The organism is Sorangium sp. So ce185 (assembly GCF_051526825.1).
Lineage (GTDB): Bacteria > Myxococcota_A > Polyangia > Polyangiales > Polyangiaceae > Sorangium > Sorangium cellulosum_D.
Genome location: NZ_CP150316.1, coordinates 2,742,725 through 2,758,382 on the forward strand (window position 1 = coordinate 2,742,725; position 15,658 = coordinate 2,758,382).

At 71.3% G+C, this 15,658-nt stretch carries 10 protein-coding genes; 2 read left to right on the forward strand and 8 right to left on the reverse strand.

Going from position 1 to position 15,658, the window contains the following annotated elements:
- Window positions 1–28 precede the first annotated feature (28 nt).
- Window positions 29–2,146, forward strand: coding sequence for a protein kinase domain-containing protein (locus tag WMF26_RS10185; RefSeq protein WP_438000167.1), 2,118 nt, complete (start codon window positions 29–31; stop codon window positions 2,144–2,146).
- Window positions 2,147–2,315: 169 nt separating this feature from the next.
- Entirely contained in the window at window positions 2,316–3,989 is a 1,674-nt protein-coding gene (locus WMF26_RS10190) for a protein kinase domain-containing protein (protein ID WP_438000168.1), read from the forward strand.
- A 348-nt stretch (window positions 3,990–4,337) separates the two neighbouring features.
- On the opposite strand, the gene WMF26_RS10195 is transcribed toward WMF26_RS10190, so the two are convergent.
- From WMF26_RS10195 to WMF26_RS10230, 8 genes are all read right to left on the reverse strand, one after another.
- Window positions 4,338–5,816: a PGRS family protein gene (locus WMF26_RS10195; RefSeq protein ID WP_438000169.1), complete on the reverse strand. Its 1,479-nt coding sequence runs from the start codon at window positions 5,814–5,816 to the stop codon at window positions 4,338–4,340.
- A 234-nt stretch (window positions 5,817–6,050) separates the two neighbouring features.
- Window positions 6,051–7,097: a hypothetical protein gene (locus tag WMF26_RS10200; protein ID WP_438000170.1), complete on the reverse strand. Its 1,047-nt coding sequence runs from the start codon at window positions 7,095–7,097 to the stop codon at window positions 6,051–6,053.
- Between the two features lie 31 nt (window positions 7,098–7,128).
- Window positions 7,129–8,829, reverse strand: coding sequence for a PGRS family protein (locus tag WMF26_RS10205; RefSeq protein WP_438000171.1), 1,701 nt, complete (start codon window positions 8,827–8,829; stop codon window positions 7,129–7,131).
- 36 nt (window positions 8,830–8,865) lie between these two features.
- Window positions 8,866–9,969 carry a PEGA domain-containing protein gene (locus WMF26_RS10210; protein ID WP_438000172.1) on the reverse strand — a complete coding sequence of 368 codons (1,104 nt, stop codon included), beginning with the start codon at window positions 9,967–9,969 and terminating at the stop codon, window positions 8,866–8,868.
- 289 nt (window positions 9,970–10,258) lie between these two features.
- The gene (locus WMF26_RS10215) at window positions 10,259–11,857 is read right to left on the reverse strand and encodes a hypothetical protein (RefSeq protein WP_438000173.1); all 1,599 of its coding nucleotides are present in this window, start codon (window positions 11,855–11,857) and stop codon (window positions 10,259–10,261) included.
- Window positions 11,858–11,890: 33 nt separating this feature from the next.
- Window positions 11,891–12,916: a tetratricopeptide repeat protein gene (locus tag WMF26_RS10220; RefSeq protein WP_438000174.1), complete on the reverse strand. Its 1,026-nt coding sequence runs from the start codon at window positions 12,914–12,916 to the stop codon at window positions 11,891–11,893.
- A complete protein-coding gene (locus WMF26_RS10225; protein ID WP_438000175.1) occupies window positions 12,913–14,262 on the reverse strand; it encodes a hypothetical protein in 1,350 nt (449 codons plus the stop codon). Before WMF26_RS10225 ends, WMF26_RS10220 begins: the two co-directional genes overlap by 4 nt.
- Before the next feature lie 278 nt (window positions 14,263–14,540).
- Entirely contained in the window at window positions 14,541–15,656 is a 1,116-nt protein-coding gene (locus tag WMF26_RS10230) for a PEGA domain-containing protein (RefSeq protein WP_438000176.1), read from the reverse strand.
- Window positions 15,657–15,658 lie beyond the last annotated feature (2 nt).

Below are 15,658 nucleotides of genomic sequence, written 5' to 3' on the forward strand. Positions count from 1 at the left end.
TGGGCTTGGGGCGCGACCCGGGGGGCATATGTCGGAACCGATCGAGGCGTACAGGCTTCTTCCGGGCATGCTGCTCGCGCGGAAGTACCGCCTCGGCCGCAAGATCGGGCAGGGCGCGATGGGCGTCGTGTGGGCCGCGAGGAACGAGGCGACCGGGCGCGAGGTGGCGCTGAAGGTGATCGCGCGCCCCGATCCGTCGCTGCGCAAGCGGCTGCTCCGCGAGGCGCAGTCCTGCGGCGCGCTGCAGCACCCGAACATCGTCGACGTGATCGACGTGGCCCGCACCGAGAGCGGCGAGCCGTGCCTCATCATGGAGCTGCTCGTGGGCGACAGCGTGGCCGCGCTGCTCGAGGCGCGGCGCCGCCTGGAGGCGCCGCTGGCCGCGCGGATCGCGCGCGACGTGGCGGGCGCGCTCGGGGCGGCGCACGCCGTGCAGATCGTGCACCGCGATCTCAAGCCGGCGAACGTGTTCCTGCACCGGCCGAGCGAGGCGGGCGACTTCGTGGTCAAGGTGCTCGACTTCGGGGTGGCGAAGAGCCTCGCGGCCGCGAGCGGCGCGACGTCGACGCTCGACGTGGTGGGCTCGCCGCTCTACATGAGCCCGGAGCAGCTGCGCGCGGACGAGGACCTCGACGCGCGGGCGGATCTCTGGTCGCTCGGGGTGATGCTGTTCGAGATGCTCACCGGCGTGCGGCCGTTCCAGGGCGAGGGGCCGCAGCTCCTGTCGCAGATCCTGTCGGGGGAGATCCCGAAGGTGTCTCGCTATCTGCGGCGCGTGGACGAGCGGCTCGTGTGGATCGTCGACCGGTGCCTGCGCAGGGAGCGGCACGAGCGGTTCGGGACGGCGGAGGAGGTGGCGCGGGAGCTGGCGGCGTTCGTCCTGCCGGCCGCCGGTGAGGCGTGGGGGCTCCGGGAGGACGCGGGGGAGGCGGGGCGCGGGGGGCTGCGGGTCACGGGGGAGCGCACCGCGCTGCCGCTGGGGAGCGCGGTGGAGCAGGAGACGGTGGTGGCGCCGGCGCGAGGGCAGGGGCGCGCGGCGTCCGCGGAGGAGCTCGCGACGACGGCGCCGCTGGCGGGGCCGGGGGCGCCGGCGAGGGAGAGCGGCGGCGGGAACAGCGCGGTGAGGCAGGGCGCGCAGGGATGGGGGGTGGGCGCGCAGGGCGCGCACGCGATGGAGGGGGCGCCGTCGGTGGTGCAGAGCGCGCCGTCGGTGGTGCAGAGCGCGCCGTCGGTGGTGCAGAGCGCGCCGGGGCAGCAGCGCGCGCACGCGCCGCAGGGCGGGGCGGCGGCCGGGCGGGTGTTGCAAGGAGCAGCCGCGCCGAGCACGAGCGCCGCCGCCCCGGCCGCCGGAGCCGGACCCGTGGTCACGCTCCGCGGGACGCTCGTGATGCAAGGGGAGGCCGCCGAGGCGCAGGTTCAGGCGGCGATGGCCAGGATGCGCGCGGCGCAGGCGCAGCAGGCCAGCGCGCGCGCCGCGGGCGCGCAACCCGCAGCGCAGGTGGGAGCCGCCGGCAAGGCGAGGCGAAGGGGAGGGAAGGCCACGGCGGCCGTGGCCGTGACGCTGGTGGTTGGCGTGATCGCGGGCGCGGTCGCGACGACGTGGCTCTTCGGCTCGGAAAAGCCGACCCCGCCGGCGGGAGCCGATGGAGGCAGCGAGCCAGCCGTGGGCGCGGCGGAGGCGATGCCGCGCGAGAGGGCTCCGGCTGCGGCAGCGGCGACGCATGCTGCCGCAGGGCCGGGGCAGCCAGCCGCGATGGAGAGAGCCGCGGAGGGCGCGGACGCGGGGGTCGAGGGGGCGGCGCCGATCGAGCGGGAGCAACACGAGGCCAGGGCGGCCCGGGAGGCCAGCGCGGCCCAGACGGCGCCGCCGTCGCGAGCGGCGCCGCAGCAAGGGGAGGTTCCGCCGGCTTCGTCTGGCTCCGGAGGGACATCGGACCAGGGGAGGCCGTCGCCGCCGACGGGGACGGCAGCCGCTGCGACGGGAACGTCGAAGCCGTCGCCCGGGCGAGCGTCCGTCCCTGGAAAGCCGGTGACGGCCCCGGACTCCGTGTACGACGACGAGCCGTCGCCATATCCGCCGCCTCCCGCCCGCGCCGTGTCGCCGGCTGGCGCCGCGGAGAAGACGCCGCCGCCCCGGCCGTTCTGAGCAGGCTGGCCCGTCGCCTCGGCGCACGTCGCGCCACGGCGCCGCGCTCGAGCTCGCCTCGAGGCGCTGCCCGTGCGCCGCGCCCTCTCGCCGCGTCCGTCGCGCTCGGCCTGCGCGTCCGGCGTGCGATCGGGTACGCTGCTCCCACCCGCAGGAGGCGCCCCGGCGCATGCAGCTCGAATCAGGCTCGATCATCGCCGGCAAATACCGCCTGGAGCGCGCCCTCTCGGCGGGCGGCATGGGCTCGGTGTGGGTGGCGCAGCACGTCCAGCTCGGCACGCACGTCGCCGTCAAGCTCATGGGCACGGCCTACGCCGGGTCGCCGGCGTTCCGCGCGCGCTTCGAGCGTGAGGCGCGCGCGGCGGCGCACCTCCGGAGCCCCCACGTCGTGCAGGTGCACGACTTCGGGTTCGAGCAGGGGGTGCCGTACCTCGTGATGGAGCTCCTGCGCGGCGAGGACCTCAGCGCGCGCCTCACGCGGGTGCGCCGGCTCTCGCTGCCGGAGACGCAGCGCCTCCTCGTGCACGCCGGGAAGGCGTTGCGGAGCGTCCACGACGCCGGGCTGGTTCACCGCGACCTGAAGCCGGCGAACCTGTTCCTCGCGCGCGTCGACGGCGAGGACGAGGACATGCTCAAGCTGATCGACTTCGGGATCGCGAAGGAGACGGCGACGAAGCTCGTGTCGGAGGCGTCGACGACCGGCGAGGTGATGGGGTCGCCGCACTACATGAGCCCGGAGCAGCTCCGCGCGGAGCGCGACATCGACGCGCGGAGCGATCTCTGGGCGCTGGGGGTGATCCTGTTCCGGATGGTGACGGGGTACCTGCCGTTCCCGGGTGAGGTGCTGGCGCAGGTGATGACGCGGATCCTCGTGGAGCCGATCCCGTCGCCGCGGCAGCTCGCGCCGGATCTGCCGCCGGCGATCGACGCGTTCTTCACGCGGGCGCTGGCGCGCGACCGGAACCAGCGGTTCCAGAGCGTGCGCGAGATGGTGGAGGAGTTCGGGCGGGCGACGGGGATGCCGGTGTTCACGTCGTCGGGCATCGGGGGGTCGAGCCCGTTCGGGTGGACGGCGGTGGGGGCGGTGGGGGTGACGGGAGCGGCGGGGGCGCCGTGGGCGGGAGCGGGGGGGAGCGGCGGGGGTGGCGCGGGGGGAGGCGGTGCGGGCGGGAGCGGCGCGGGCGGGGGGCCAGGGGCGGGCGCCGGCGGGAGGAGGGGCGCGGGGTATGGCGCTGCGGGTGGGGCGCCGGGGGTGGGGGCGAGCGGTGAGGCGGGGGGGCATGGAGCGGCCGCGGGGCATGAGGTGCAGGCGCAGCCGGGGACGCTGACCGATGCGATCCGTGTGGCGGCGTCGCAGCGGTCGCGATCGCGGGGCGCGCGGGTGGCCTGGGTGCTGGCGGGCAGCGTGGGGCTCGCAGTGATGGGATTGGGGCTGGGGGTTGCGCTGCGGCGTGCCCTGGAGGAGCCGGCGGCTCCGGTGGCGGTGGCGGGGGCGTCCGCGGAGGTCGCGGCGAGCGCGCCTGGAGCTGCGGCGGCTGCGGTGGCGACAGGGGAGGCGCCTGCGGCGGCGACAGGCGAGGAGCCGGCGCTGCTGCCGGGGCCGGCGTTGAGCGCGCCTGCGCCGGAGAGCGACGCTGGAGCGAGCGCACCGCCCGAGGAAGTGAAGCCTGCTCCGACAGGCTCGCCGGGGACGAGCGCCGCGCCGGCGCCCTCGGTGCAGGGGGGAGCACCCAAGGACAAGCGTTCGGGGGGAGCGCAACCCTCCAGTCCAGGTGGGTCAAAGCCGGCAAGAGCAGCGGCGCCTCAGAAGGCGGTACCCGGACAGCCAGATTGGGGATTCTGAGAAAGCGCGCGGTGCTTTGCTCGGTGCAGGCGCTTGTCAAAGGGTAATTGCTGTAAATCGACGTCTCACATCGAAAAAGCGATGTGAGACGTCGTTAACCCGATGTCGGGCATCGAAAAATCGATGCGGTGCTTCGAGCGGCCGAAGGCGGACATCGAGCGACCGATGTTGCGCTTCGCCTGAACGAAGGCGGACACCGATGGGGCGAGGTACGGCTTCCACCGATGGCAGCGGAGGTCGGAGCGGCGCAAGCGGCCGTCGCAGCGAGGCGGTGTGGAGCTCGCGGTGCATGCGGCAGCGTGAACCGCCGGTGGAGCCACCGACTGTGCGCCGCACGCAATCTGGGCGTTAATTGAACTCCAGCGTGTTGCTCGCCATCCCAGGCGCGCCGCTGCCGTTGGCGGCGCTCCCTCGGCCGCCGGTGCCCGGCTCGCCGAGCTCGATCGCGGTGATGCCGTCGCTGGAAGGCGGGGCGCCGCGGAATGCGATGCCGAGGGAGTGGCCGCCCTGCCCGCCGCCGCCTTTGCCGCCGGTGCCGCCGGTGCCGCCTTTGCCGCCATCGCAGGCTGCTCGGAATCCCGCGGACCTGTCCGGAAACCTTCCGCCTTTGCCCCCATTGCCTCCCTCTCCTCCAGGCTGTCCGGGACCGCCCTGGCCGCCGTTGCCTGCGTTGCCGGCCTTGAGGGTCACGTCCTCGAAGGACAGCGCGGCATCCAGGCTGATGAGCGCGATGCTGGAGCCGCCCGGCAGGCCGCCTCGGCCGCCCGCGCCGGCGCAGCCGCCGGCGCCGCCGGAGCCGCCAGCCGCGCCGGCGCGCCTTTGCTCGTCGCCCGGACGACCGCCCGGGCAATAACGGGTTTCCGTTGCCGTAATCACACCCCGCTCACCACCGCCGCCGCCGCCGCCTTGCCCAGGCGCCCCACGGCCGCCATCACCGCCGGAGACGCCAGCGTAGCCGTTCAGGGAAATCTCTCCGATGCCCGTGGCGTCCGCGCCGGGGCTGCCAGAAGCCGCTGTTCCAGGCGCGCCGTCGTCGAGGACGTTGCCTGGGCGGCCAGGCGCGCAGTCGTGTAGGCCGTTGTGGCCGAAACCGCCGTTCTCGGCTCCATCCATGGATGCGAGAATGGGTTGACCATCGTATCCGCGGTCTCCGAAATTCACGGAGCCATTCCCGCCCTTGCCCCCCCACGAGTCATCGGCCGCATCGCCGGGCGTGCCACATTCATTCGTTACCGTGCGGCCGCCGCGCACGTCGACCTCCCGGCCGGCGGAGCACGCGTCTCCTCCCGCTTCCCCCGGCGCGCCCTGCGCGGCAGTGCCCAGATGATCAGCCCCGTCCGCCCCCGCTCCCGCGTGTCTGGCCTCGAGCACGCATCGCACGAGCTCCACGCTCGTGCTGTGCGCGAGGGCCGCGATCGACGATAGCCCTGCTCCGTTCTGGTCTTGCTGCGCCGTCGACTGCGCCACGACGTGCAGATCCTCGATGTGCACGGCTCCCGGCAGCCCGCGCATCGTCAGCGGGATTACCCCTTTTTGTGCCGTCAGGATCGTCTTCTCCGTATCGCCGACCCACTTCCAACCGTCGTTGCAGTCGAGCCCGCCGTAGATCGTCACGCCGCCGGGCACCACGACCGTTTCGATGAAGTCCTCGCCGTCGCCGGCGCACGCGTACACGCGCGGGGCTCCCTTCCTCTTTGCGAGATCGACGGCCCCCTGGAGCGAGCTGAGCGGTTCCGCCTTGGTTCCCGCCTCATTGGATGCGCCACCGCGCGCCGACACGAAGACGCCGCAGGTGTCGTCCACGCCATCGACGTTTTCGCGGGGCATGCATTTCGCCTCCTCCGGGTCGGGCGGGTCGGGAGGGTTGTCCGGCGGATCCGGCGACTCCGGCGATGTTGTGGCTGCAGCAGCGCCTCCGCATTGATGCAGCTCAAAGCAGTCTGGTCCAAGGCAGCTCGACGAATGGATCGCTGCTGCGATCGAGATCATGACCAGCGTCGGTGCCCCGCGTGCGGCCAGTCGGATCGCCCTCTTGGTTCGTCGGTTCATGGCGTCGTCGACTCAGAACACGCCGCCAGCGACGAGCCCCGCGCCGCCCGGTGTCACGAGCGGCGAGACGTGCATCTGCTTCTCCGGCTCGCTCGGCGTTGCAGCGAGCCAGGTGTAGCCGAGCGCTCCGAGCGCGCTCGCTCCACCGACGATGAAGCTCCACGCCGCGAGGTTGCTGAAAAGGTATTTGTCGTCGACCATCGAGCTCAATTTCTGGCACTGAATCGCCTGATCGTTACCGGCGGGGCTGGAGCAGTTCACCGGACCGCCGGCCATGGCGTTGACCGTCCTCCACTGCTGTCTCGCGTCGCTCGCATGGCCATTGGCGACGAGCGTGAACGCGACGCCCGCGAGCACCAGAGCTCCAGCTGCCCCCCCGCCGATGAGCGCGATCGTCCTCGCATCGCTCTCCGCTGCTGGAGGCGCGCGGTCCGGGAGCGGCGCCGTTGCTGCCGCGGTGGAGGCAGGCGAGAGCTCGATGGTGACGCGCTCTCTCTTTCCCTCCGTCAACCGGAACATTCTCGTTACCGGGGTGTAGCCCGGCGCGGTCGCGACCAGCTTGTATTCACCGGGGTCGCGTTCCACGGGCGTCCCCAGGGCGATGCGCTCTCCGTTCAGCGTCAGCTCCACCGCGCTCGGCGCTGCGCCCGCGACAGCGACCTCCAGGGCCGGGATGCGCGGCGCCAGGGCGGCCAGCCCGGCCTTCGCGTCGGCCTGGGCCTGATGGAACGCCCGCGGAGCGCCGGCGTCGAGCGGCTCGTCGGCGACGCGTCGATAGAGCGCGCGGGCCTCGATCAGGCGACCGAGCCGCTCGCAGGAGCGCGCCGCGAGGAGCAGGAACGGCGGGGCGTGGACCTGCGCCTCGGCGTCGCGGAAGGCCGCGAGCGCCTCTTCATAGCGGCCGGCGTTGAAGAGCTCCCAGCCCTTGTCGGCGAGGGCTCGGGCCGCGGCCCTGGCCTGCTCGTCCAGCCGGGCAGGCTGGGACACCGCGGTGGCCGGCACGGCGGAGAGCGTGAGCGCGAGGAGCAGACCCAGGCGGAGATGTCGGCGGATGGTCATGGTTGCAGAGCGCATCTAGGCGGTAGGGCGTCTACTTGAACTCCAGCGTATTGCTCGCCATCCCAGGGACGCCGCTGTGGCCGGCATCGCTGCCCTGCCCGCCGGTGCCGGCTTTGCCGAGCTCGATGGCGGCGCCGTCGGTGGACGGCGGGGCTCCGCGAAACGCGATGCCGACGGAGTGGCCGCCCTGACCGCCGCCGCCGTTGCCGCCGTTGCCGCCGTTGCCGCCTTTGCCGCCCATGCAGGCTGCTCGTAGTCCCGTGGCCCCGCTTCCGCCTGGGCCCCCCTCGCCACCCTCTCCGCCCGGCTGTCCGGGACCGCCCTGGCCGCCGTTGCCTCCGTCGCCGGCCTTGAGGGTCACGTCCTCGAAGGACAGCGCGGCATCCAGGCTGATGAGCGCGATGCTGGAGCCGCCCGGCAGGCCGCCTCGGCCGCCGGCGCCGCCGCAGCCGCCGGCGCCGCCGGAGCCGCCAGCCGCGCCGGCGCGCCTTTGCTCGTCGCCCGGACGACCGCCCGGGCAATAACGGGTTTCCGTTGCCGTAATCACACCCCGCTCACCACCGCCGCCGCCGCCGCCTTGCCCAGGCGCCCCACGGCCGCCATCACCGCCGGAGACGCCAGCGTAGCCGTTCAGGGAAATCGCTCCGATGCCCGCGGCGTCCACGCCAGGGCTGCCAGAGGCCGCTGTTCCAGGCGCGCCGTCGTCGAGGGCGTTGCCTGGGCGGCCAGGCGCGCAGTCGTGTATGCCGTTGTGGCCGAAGCCGCCGTTCTCGGATCCATCCGTGGATGAGAGAATGGGTCGACCATCGTATCCGCGGTCTCCGACACTCACGGAGCCATTCCCGCCCTTGCCCCCCCACGAGTCATCGGCCGCATCGTCGGGCGTGCCGCATTGATTCGTTACCGTGCGGCCGCCGCGCACGTCGACGTCCCGGCCGGCGGAGCATGCATTGCCTCCCGCCTCCCCCGGCGCGCCCTGCGCGGCAGTGCCCATATGAGCAGCCCCGACCGCCCCCGATGCCGCGAGGCCGGCCTCGAGCACGCATCGCACGAGCTCCACGCTCGTGCTGTGCGCGAGGGCCGCGATCGACGATAGCCCTGCTCCGTTCTGGTCTTGCTGCGCCGTCGACTGCGCCACGACGTGCAGATCCTCGATGTGCACGGCTCCCGGCAGCCCGCGCATCGTCAGCGGGATCACCCCTTTACCCGCCGTAAGGCTCGTCTTCTTCGTACCGCCGATCCACTTCCAGCCGTCGTCACAGTCGAGCCCGCCGTAGATCGCCACGCCGCCCGGCACCACAACCGCTTCGTTGAAGTCATCGCCGTCGCCAGCGCCGGCGCACGCGTACACGCGCAGGGTTCCCTTCTCCTTCGCGAGATCGACGGCCTCCTGGAGCGAGCTGAGCGGCTCCGCCTTGGTCCCCGCCTTATTGGATGCGCCACCGCGCGCCGACACGAAGACGCCACAGGAGTCGTCCACGCCATCGGGTTTGTCACGGGGTACGCATGTCTCCTCCTCGTCTTCCGACGCGTCGGGAGGGTCGGGAGCGTCGGGAGGATCCGGCACCTGCCCATCCGTGCCAGCGTCAGCGCCTGCGCCTGCGTAGAAGCAGTCTTCATGCCGGTCCTCGCAGTTGGGGGATGGAGTCTGATAGACACAGCTCGCCGCGAGCACCGCCGCTATCAGCGATGTCATGACCATCGCCGAAGCGCTGTGAGCGGTGAGCCGCATTGCCCTCTTAGCGTGTCGGTTCATGCGTTCCTCGCTTCAAAAAACACCGCCAGCGACGATCCCCCCGCCGCCAGGCGCCACGAGGGGAACGACGCGGACGTGCCGCTTCTCCGTGGGGGTCGATGGGCTGGCAAGCCAGTAACCGAGCGTCCCGACGGCGATCGCGCCTCCGCCGACGAAGCTCCACAGCGCCAGGTTGCTGAAGAGATCTCTGTCGTCGACCAGCGTTCTCAGCCTGTTGCACTGCTGTCTCTGCTCGGTGCCGGCGGGGTTCGTACAGTTCACGCCTCCCTCATTCACATTCGTCCCTTTGATCGTCGCGTGCAGCTCTCTCGCGCTGCTCGCCTTGGCGTTCGCGACGAGCGTGAACACGACCCCCGCGATCACCCCCGCGGCGGCCGCCGAGGCGCCGGCCACGATCGGCGCCGAGCTCCGCTCCGCCACGTCGGGCGGCGGTGGCGCTGGCGCCGGCTCCGGCGGCGCGCTGACCTCGAGCTTCTCGAGCTCGAAGGCGCGCTCGCTCTGGCCCCCTCGGGCGACGTCCACCGCGCTGCTCTTCGGTGCATGGCCGTCGTGCTGCACGGTGATCGTGTGCGGTCCCGGCTCCACGAACACCGGGTCGACGAGCGGCGTCGTCCCCACGGGGGAGCCGTCCACCAGCACCTTCGCGCCCGGCACGTTGGCGCTCACGACCACCGCGCCCACCTCCGCGCGCGCCTGCGCGTAGGCTGCCGCCGCGGCCTCGCGCTCCTCCGGGGTCGCGGTCGTGTCCTCCGCGAGCTCGCGCACGTAGATCGCGAGGTGCTCGGCGGCGTCCCGGTACCGCTGCAGCATCAGCTCGCATGTGCCGATGCCTCCGACGATGGTGTAGTGCTTTTGCAGCGCCCAGGCCGCGACGAACGAGGCGTAGGCATCGGCCCACCGGTTCTGCTCGGACGCGGCGACGCCCTCGATGTAGAGCTTGCGCGCCTTGTCGCTCATGGCATCGCTGGGCGCGCGCTGGATCCTGGGGCGGCGGGCGGCCTTCGGCGCGGGGGCGCTCGTGGGCGGAGCGCTGCTCTTCGGCTGCGCGGCGGCCGGCGAGGTGGAGGCGAGCAGCGCTGGCAGGCAGAGCAGCGGGACGACCTGGGAGGGGCGCATGGGGACCATCTTACCTGCGGTCGGAGCGCTCGCAGCGGATTTTGGCGGGCTCGACGAGGGGGCGGGGCGTCGGGATGCTGTGGTGGGACGCGCAAGGATCGAGCGGCTCTCGTCGGGCGTCGAGCGGCTCGTCGGGCGTCGTTACCTGGGCAGGCCGGTCGTGTTGCTGCGGGACTGGCGCTGACGTAGCGGCTGGCGAGGCGGCCTGGACGGTCGATCCGTCTCGGGGCGGGTCTCCGTGGGGCGGGGAGGAGGAGCAGGTCCAGCGGGCGGCGATCGTTGTCGGGAGTCAGGGGGCGGTGAAATCCAGCGTTTTTTCCGCGACGCCGTTGCCGATTGCAGCACCGACGTCGATGGTGACCACCCCTTCGCTCTCCGCTGGCGGCTGGGGGCCGAGGAAGGCGATGCCGAGGGAATGGCCGTCGCTGCCTTTGCCGCCGGGGCCGCCCTCGCCGCCCTCGCCGCCTCGGCCGCCGTCGCAGCCCCTGCTGAAGGCGGTTATCCCCCCAGCGCCACCGAGACCCGGATCGCCACCCCGGCCGCCGCGCTGGCCTGGGGCGCCGCTGGCGCCAGCGCCGCCGGCCTCGGCACTCAACCGGACCTCCTGTAAACTGAGCGTTGCATTGATACTGATGAGGGCGATGCTGGAGCCTCCCGGTCCGCCGCCCTTGCCGCCCATGCCGCCACAACCACCGGCTCCACCGGAGCCGCCGCTGGCGCCACCTTTGCCTATGGATCCGGTGGGGCAGGCGCTGTCGCCACCCCGTGCGCCGGCGCCGCCTCCGCCTCCCTGGCCGGGGGTTCCGGGCTTGCCGTTCCCCCCAGGGATGCCCGTGTAACCGGCGCTCGCGATCGTTCCGATTCCGCTCCCCGGGTCGCCCTCGTCACCCATTTCGCCGGGGAGACCCGCCTTGCCGTAGCCACACTGGTCGCCCGTGCGCGTGCCGCCGTTGAGATTTGTCGTATCGCCGGGAGAGCCTGCGTTACCGGCGCCGGCCTGGGTTGACGAACCGTTCCCGCCCGGTCCGCCGATCGAGATGTAATTCGGATGGTCTATTGTGCTGCAATCATTCTCCGGGGGCGGGTTCGGGGTCACGAAACTATCCGTACACGCCGCCTTGCCTGTGCTGCCATCTTCCCCCTGCCTAGCGGCCGACGCCTCAGCTTTCTCCGGAGCTCCCGGCGCCGCATCGTGCGCCTCCAAGATGCACCGCACGAAGGAGACGGTGCCCCCGTCGGCGATCGCCGCCACCGACGACTTCCCGTACTTGTCAGTATTCTCAGGGTTCCCGGGGTTCTCCGTATCGACCACGATCGCTGGTGCCTTGACATGGAAATCCTTGATCTCCACGCTGCCGCCCGCAGCGCTTATCGTGAGCGGAGCCGTCCCTGGCGACGCGGTGGACGGCGTCGTGAGGACCGTCTTCTCCATGCGCGCCCATGGCCACTTCTCCCCTTCCGCTTTGCAGTCGAGCCCTCCGAAAATCGTCACGTTCTTCGGCACGGAGACGACTTCCTTGAACTCCCCGACGCAGACATAGACGCGTCTCTTGTTGCTGCTTACCGCGAGCGCGATGGCATCGTTGATCGAATTGAACGGCTTTTCTTTCGTGCCGACCGCACCTTCGACGACCTCCGCGGACACGAACACCCCGCAATCCTTGCCGACGCCACCGTCGGCTTCCGGGTCGCATCCCTCAAGCGGAGGAACGATTCCACCAGTGCCGCCATCCCCACCAGTGTCGCCGTTTCCGCCAGTGCCGGGTGAGCCATCGCGCCTCTTGTCTGCATCGTCAGCTCTTACGAGGCATCCGCTCCCATGGAGCCCCATGCTCACCGCGGTCAGGAGGAGCGTCGCCGCGAAGCGGCGACCAAGACGATGACCCATCCTGCTGACTCCTCGGCTCATCGGTGCCTCCGCTCAGAATCGACCCATCAAGGAAATGCCTGTCGAGCCAGCTCCAACATGCGGCACGACCCGCATGCGACTGGCCGGCGCCGCAGGCCGATCGACGAGCGCGTAGATCGCCGTCCCAACGCCGGCTGCTCCGATGATGAAGCTGTAGATGGCCACGTTGAGGAATGCGTACTGACGGTCGACCGTGTCACTCAGCTCAGCGCATAACGGCGGGTGCTGGGTGCTCGGGCAATACCCGCGGAGCTCGCGGTCGGAATCGACCTTTCCGCGCAGATCTTCGGCGTCGCTCCCGTCGCCGAGCGCGAGACCCGTGAACACGGTGCCCGCGATGATGCCCACCCCGGCCGCAACTCCGCCGCCGATAAGCAACGGCTTTCGCAGATCGCGTCCTGACGCGGCTGGCGCGCTGCGCGCCAGCGGAGCTTCGGCGAGGGGCGGCATCAAGTCGAGGACGATATATCCCTTCGCCCTCTCGTCCAGGCGCATCGTCCTTGTCACCGGAGGGCGCCCTGGCACGACGCCGGACACCGTGTGCTCGCCGGGGTCAACCTCTACCGGCTTCGCCGGGGCGATGCGTTCTCCGTCGAGCGTCAGCGCCACCGCCCCTTGCGGCGTGCGGCCGAGGGCCACCTCCAGGGTCGGGATGCGCGGAGCGAGGGCAGTGAGCTCGGCCTTCGCATCGGCTTGCGCTTGCTGGAAGGCGTGCGGAGCGTTGGCCGCCAGCGGCTCGTCTAGGACGCGCTGGTAGTGCGAGCGCGCCTCGACCAGTCGACCGAGGCGCTCACAGGAGCGCGCCGCCATGACCAGGAACGGCGGGGCGTGGACCTGGGCCTCGGCGTCGCGGAAGGCCGTGAGCGCGTCTTCGTATCGGCCGGCGTTGAAGAGCTCCCAGCCCTTGTCGGCGAGCGCCTTGGCCGCGAGCTTTGCCTCGGCGGTCGGCGGGGACGGCTGGGCGACGGTGGTGGGCGCGGTGGCCAGGAGCGTGAGCCCGAGGAGAAGCGCCGGGCCGAGATGTCGGCAGGACCTCACGGCGAGGCGTTGGTGAAATCTAGCGTTTTATCCGCGAGGCCGTTGCCAATGGCAGCACCGACTTCGATGGTGACCACACCGTCGCTCTCCACTGGCGGCTGGGAGCCGAGGAAGGCGATGCCAAGGGAATGGCCGTCGCTGCCCTTGCCGCCCTTGCCGCCGTTGCCGCCCTTGCCGCCTATGCCACCGTTGCAGCCAGTGCTCAGCGCGGTCGGACCTTCGCCACCGAGCCCCGGGTCGCCGCCGTTGCCGCCGGGCTGGCCCTCGGAGCCCGTGCCGCCGTTGCCGCCGGACCCGGCGATGAGGCGGACATCCTGAAAGACGAGCTCTGCCTCGATGCTGACGAGCGCGATGCTGGAGCCGCCTGATCCGCCGCCCTTGCCGCCCTTGCCGCCACAGCCGCCGTTGCCACCGGACCCGCCGCTGGCCCCGCCGTAGTTCGCTGCACTGCCGCTGCATGCGCCGCTGCCCTTTGCGCCCGCGCCGCCTCCGCCCCCTTGGCCGGGGGTTCCGGGCTTGCCATCATCGCCAGACAAGCCGGTGTACCCCATGTTGGAGATGGTACCCTTTCCGATTGCGTTGTCGCCTGCGCCACCGGGCTTGCCATCGCTGCCCACACGACCGTCGCCGCACTCTCCAGTCTCGGTGCGAGTGCCGGCATTGGGATTTGTAATGTCGCCGGGAAGACCGTTGGCGCCCTGGGCTGCTTGGTTGCGCGCGCCGTTGCCACCTAGTCCGCCGATGGGGTCGTCGTTGGGGTCGTCCGGTGTTCCGCAGTCGTTCTCTGGAGTTGGGTTTGAAGATACGGTAACTGCCGTGCACGCCTTGCTACCATCGCTGCCGTCGTGCCCATCGTCGGCGCGCGGATGGTCGGGGTCGGCAGGTCCCCCCGGTGCGCCCCGCGCCGCATCGCCCGCCTCCAACGTGCACCGCACGAGCTCGACGCTGCCGCCATCGGCGATCGCGGCGATCGAGGATTTGCTGTACTTGGCGGTATCGCTCGGGATGTTCGGATTGATGACGATGGTCGGAGCCTTGACATGCAAGTTGACGATTCGCACGCTCCCGCCAGTCGCGTTCAGTGTAAGCGGGACCATCCCTTGTGGTGCTGTCAGGACCGTTAAGCGTGTGCGGTTCCACTCCCAGTTTTCACAGTCGAACCCGCCGTACACCGTCATGCCTTTGGGCATGGTGACGATCTCGTCGAAGCCCTCGTCTTCGACCCCGGCGCACAGGTAGACGACCGGCTTCTTGCCGTCGCTCGCAGCGAGCCCGAAGGCCTCGTTGAGCGATTTGAGCGGTGCCTGCTTGGTGCCGTCGGCGCCATCGACGCCGTTCGTGGACACGAATACCCCACAATCATCGCCGACGATACCGTCGGCCGTTTCCGGGTCACACCCTGGGGGCGGAAGAACGATTCCACCGCTGCCGCCGTCGCCGCCCGTACCGCCGGTCCCGTCAGCGATTCTCAGGCAAATCGGCAGCTCTAACCTGTCGCACTCTTCAGCTGAGCATCCGCTCGCCTGAATCCCCGCGGACATCGCCGCCAAGAGAAGCGTCGCCGCGAAGCGACAACCAAGACGATGACCCATTCTACCGACTCCCCGGTTCACGCGTTCTCCGCTCAAAACCGACCGTTCAGGGAAAGGCCGGTCACGCCCGATCCCACGAGCGGCGCGACCTGCACGCGACGGTCCGGTACGGACGGCCTATCCACGAGCGCGTAGATCATCGTCCCCACCCCGGCTGCCCCGACGATGAAGCTGCCGACGGCTACATTGGCGAAGACGTACTGGACGTCGACCGTATCGTTCAATTCTGCGCAGATTGGCGGCGAGTTGGCATTGGGGCAGTATCTTTCGGGCGCGCCGCCGGAGCCGGAAAGGATATCCTGACGTAGAGCCTCTGCATCGCCCGCCTTCCCGAAGTATAGGATCGTGAGCACCGTCCCCGCGATCAGCCCCACCCCGGCCGCCGCTCCTCCAGCGATGAGTAGCGTCTTGTTAGGCCCGGGGACGGGGTGGGCCACGATGGTCCCTTGTCCCGGACTCTTCGGCCTCTCCCCCACCGGCCCCTCGCTCGGTCGCGCGCTCTTCAGCTCGACGCTCCGCTCGATCTCCTCCCCCGCCTTGAGCTCCACCTCGACGCTCGCCGGCTCGTATCCCTGCCGCCGCACCGAGATCGTATGCGCCCCCGGCTCCAGGAACACCGGGTCCTCGAGCGGCACGGTCCCGACGACCTCCTGCCCCACGCGCACCTCGGCGTCCTCCACGTTGACGTGCAGCTTGACCGCGCCCACCTTCGCCCGCGCCTGCGCGTACGTCTTGAGCGCGGCGGCGCGCTCTTCCGGCGTCGCCGTCGTGTCCTTCTCGATCTCGCGCACGTAGATGGCGAGGTGCTTGGCGGCGTCCGGATAGCGCTGCAGCATCAGCTCGCAGGTGCCGATCCCGCCGGCGATCGTGTAGTGCTTCTGCAGCGCCCACGCCGCCACGAACGACGCATAGGCGTCGGCCCACCGCCCCTTCTCCGAGGCGGTCACGCCCTCCATGTAGAGCTTCCTGGCCTTGTCGCTCATCGCCTCGCCGGGCGCGCGCGGCGCCTGGATCGCCGTCTGGCCCGCTGCGCCCTGCTGCCCCGCGCCCCTCGGCGAGGCGCCGCCCTTCGGCTGCGCCTCGCTCGGCGAGGCGGCCGTCAGCAGGCCGACGAAGCACATCCACGGAACACTCTGCGCGAGACGCATGA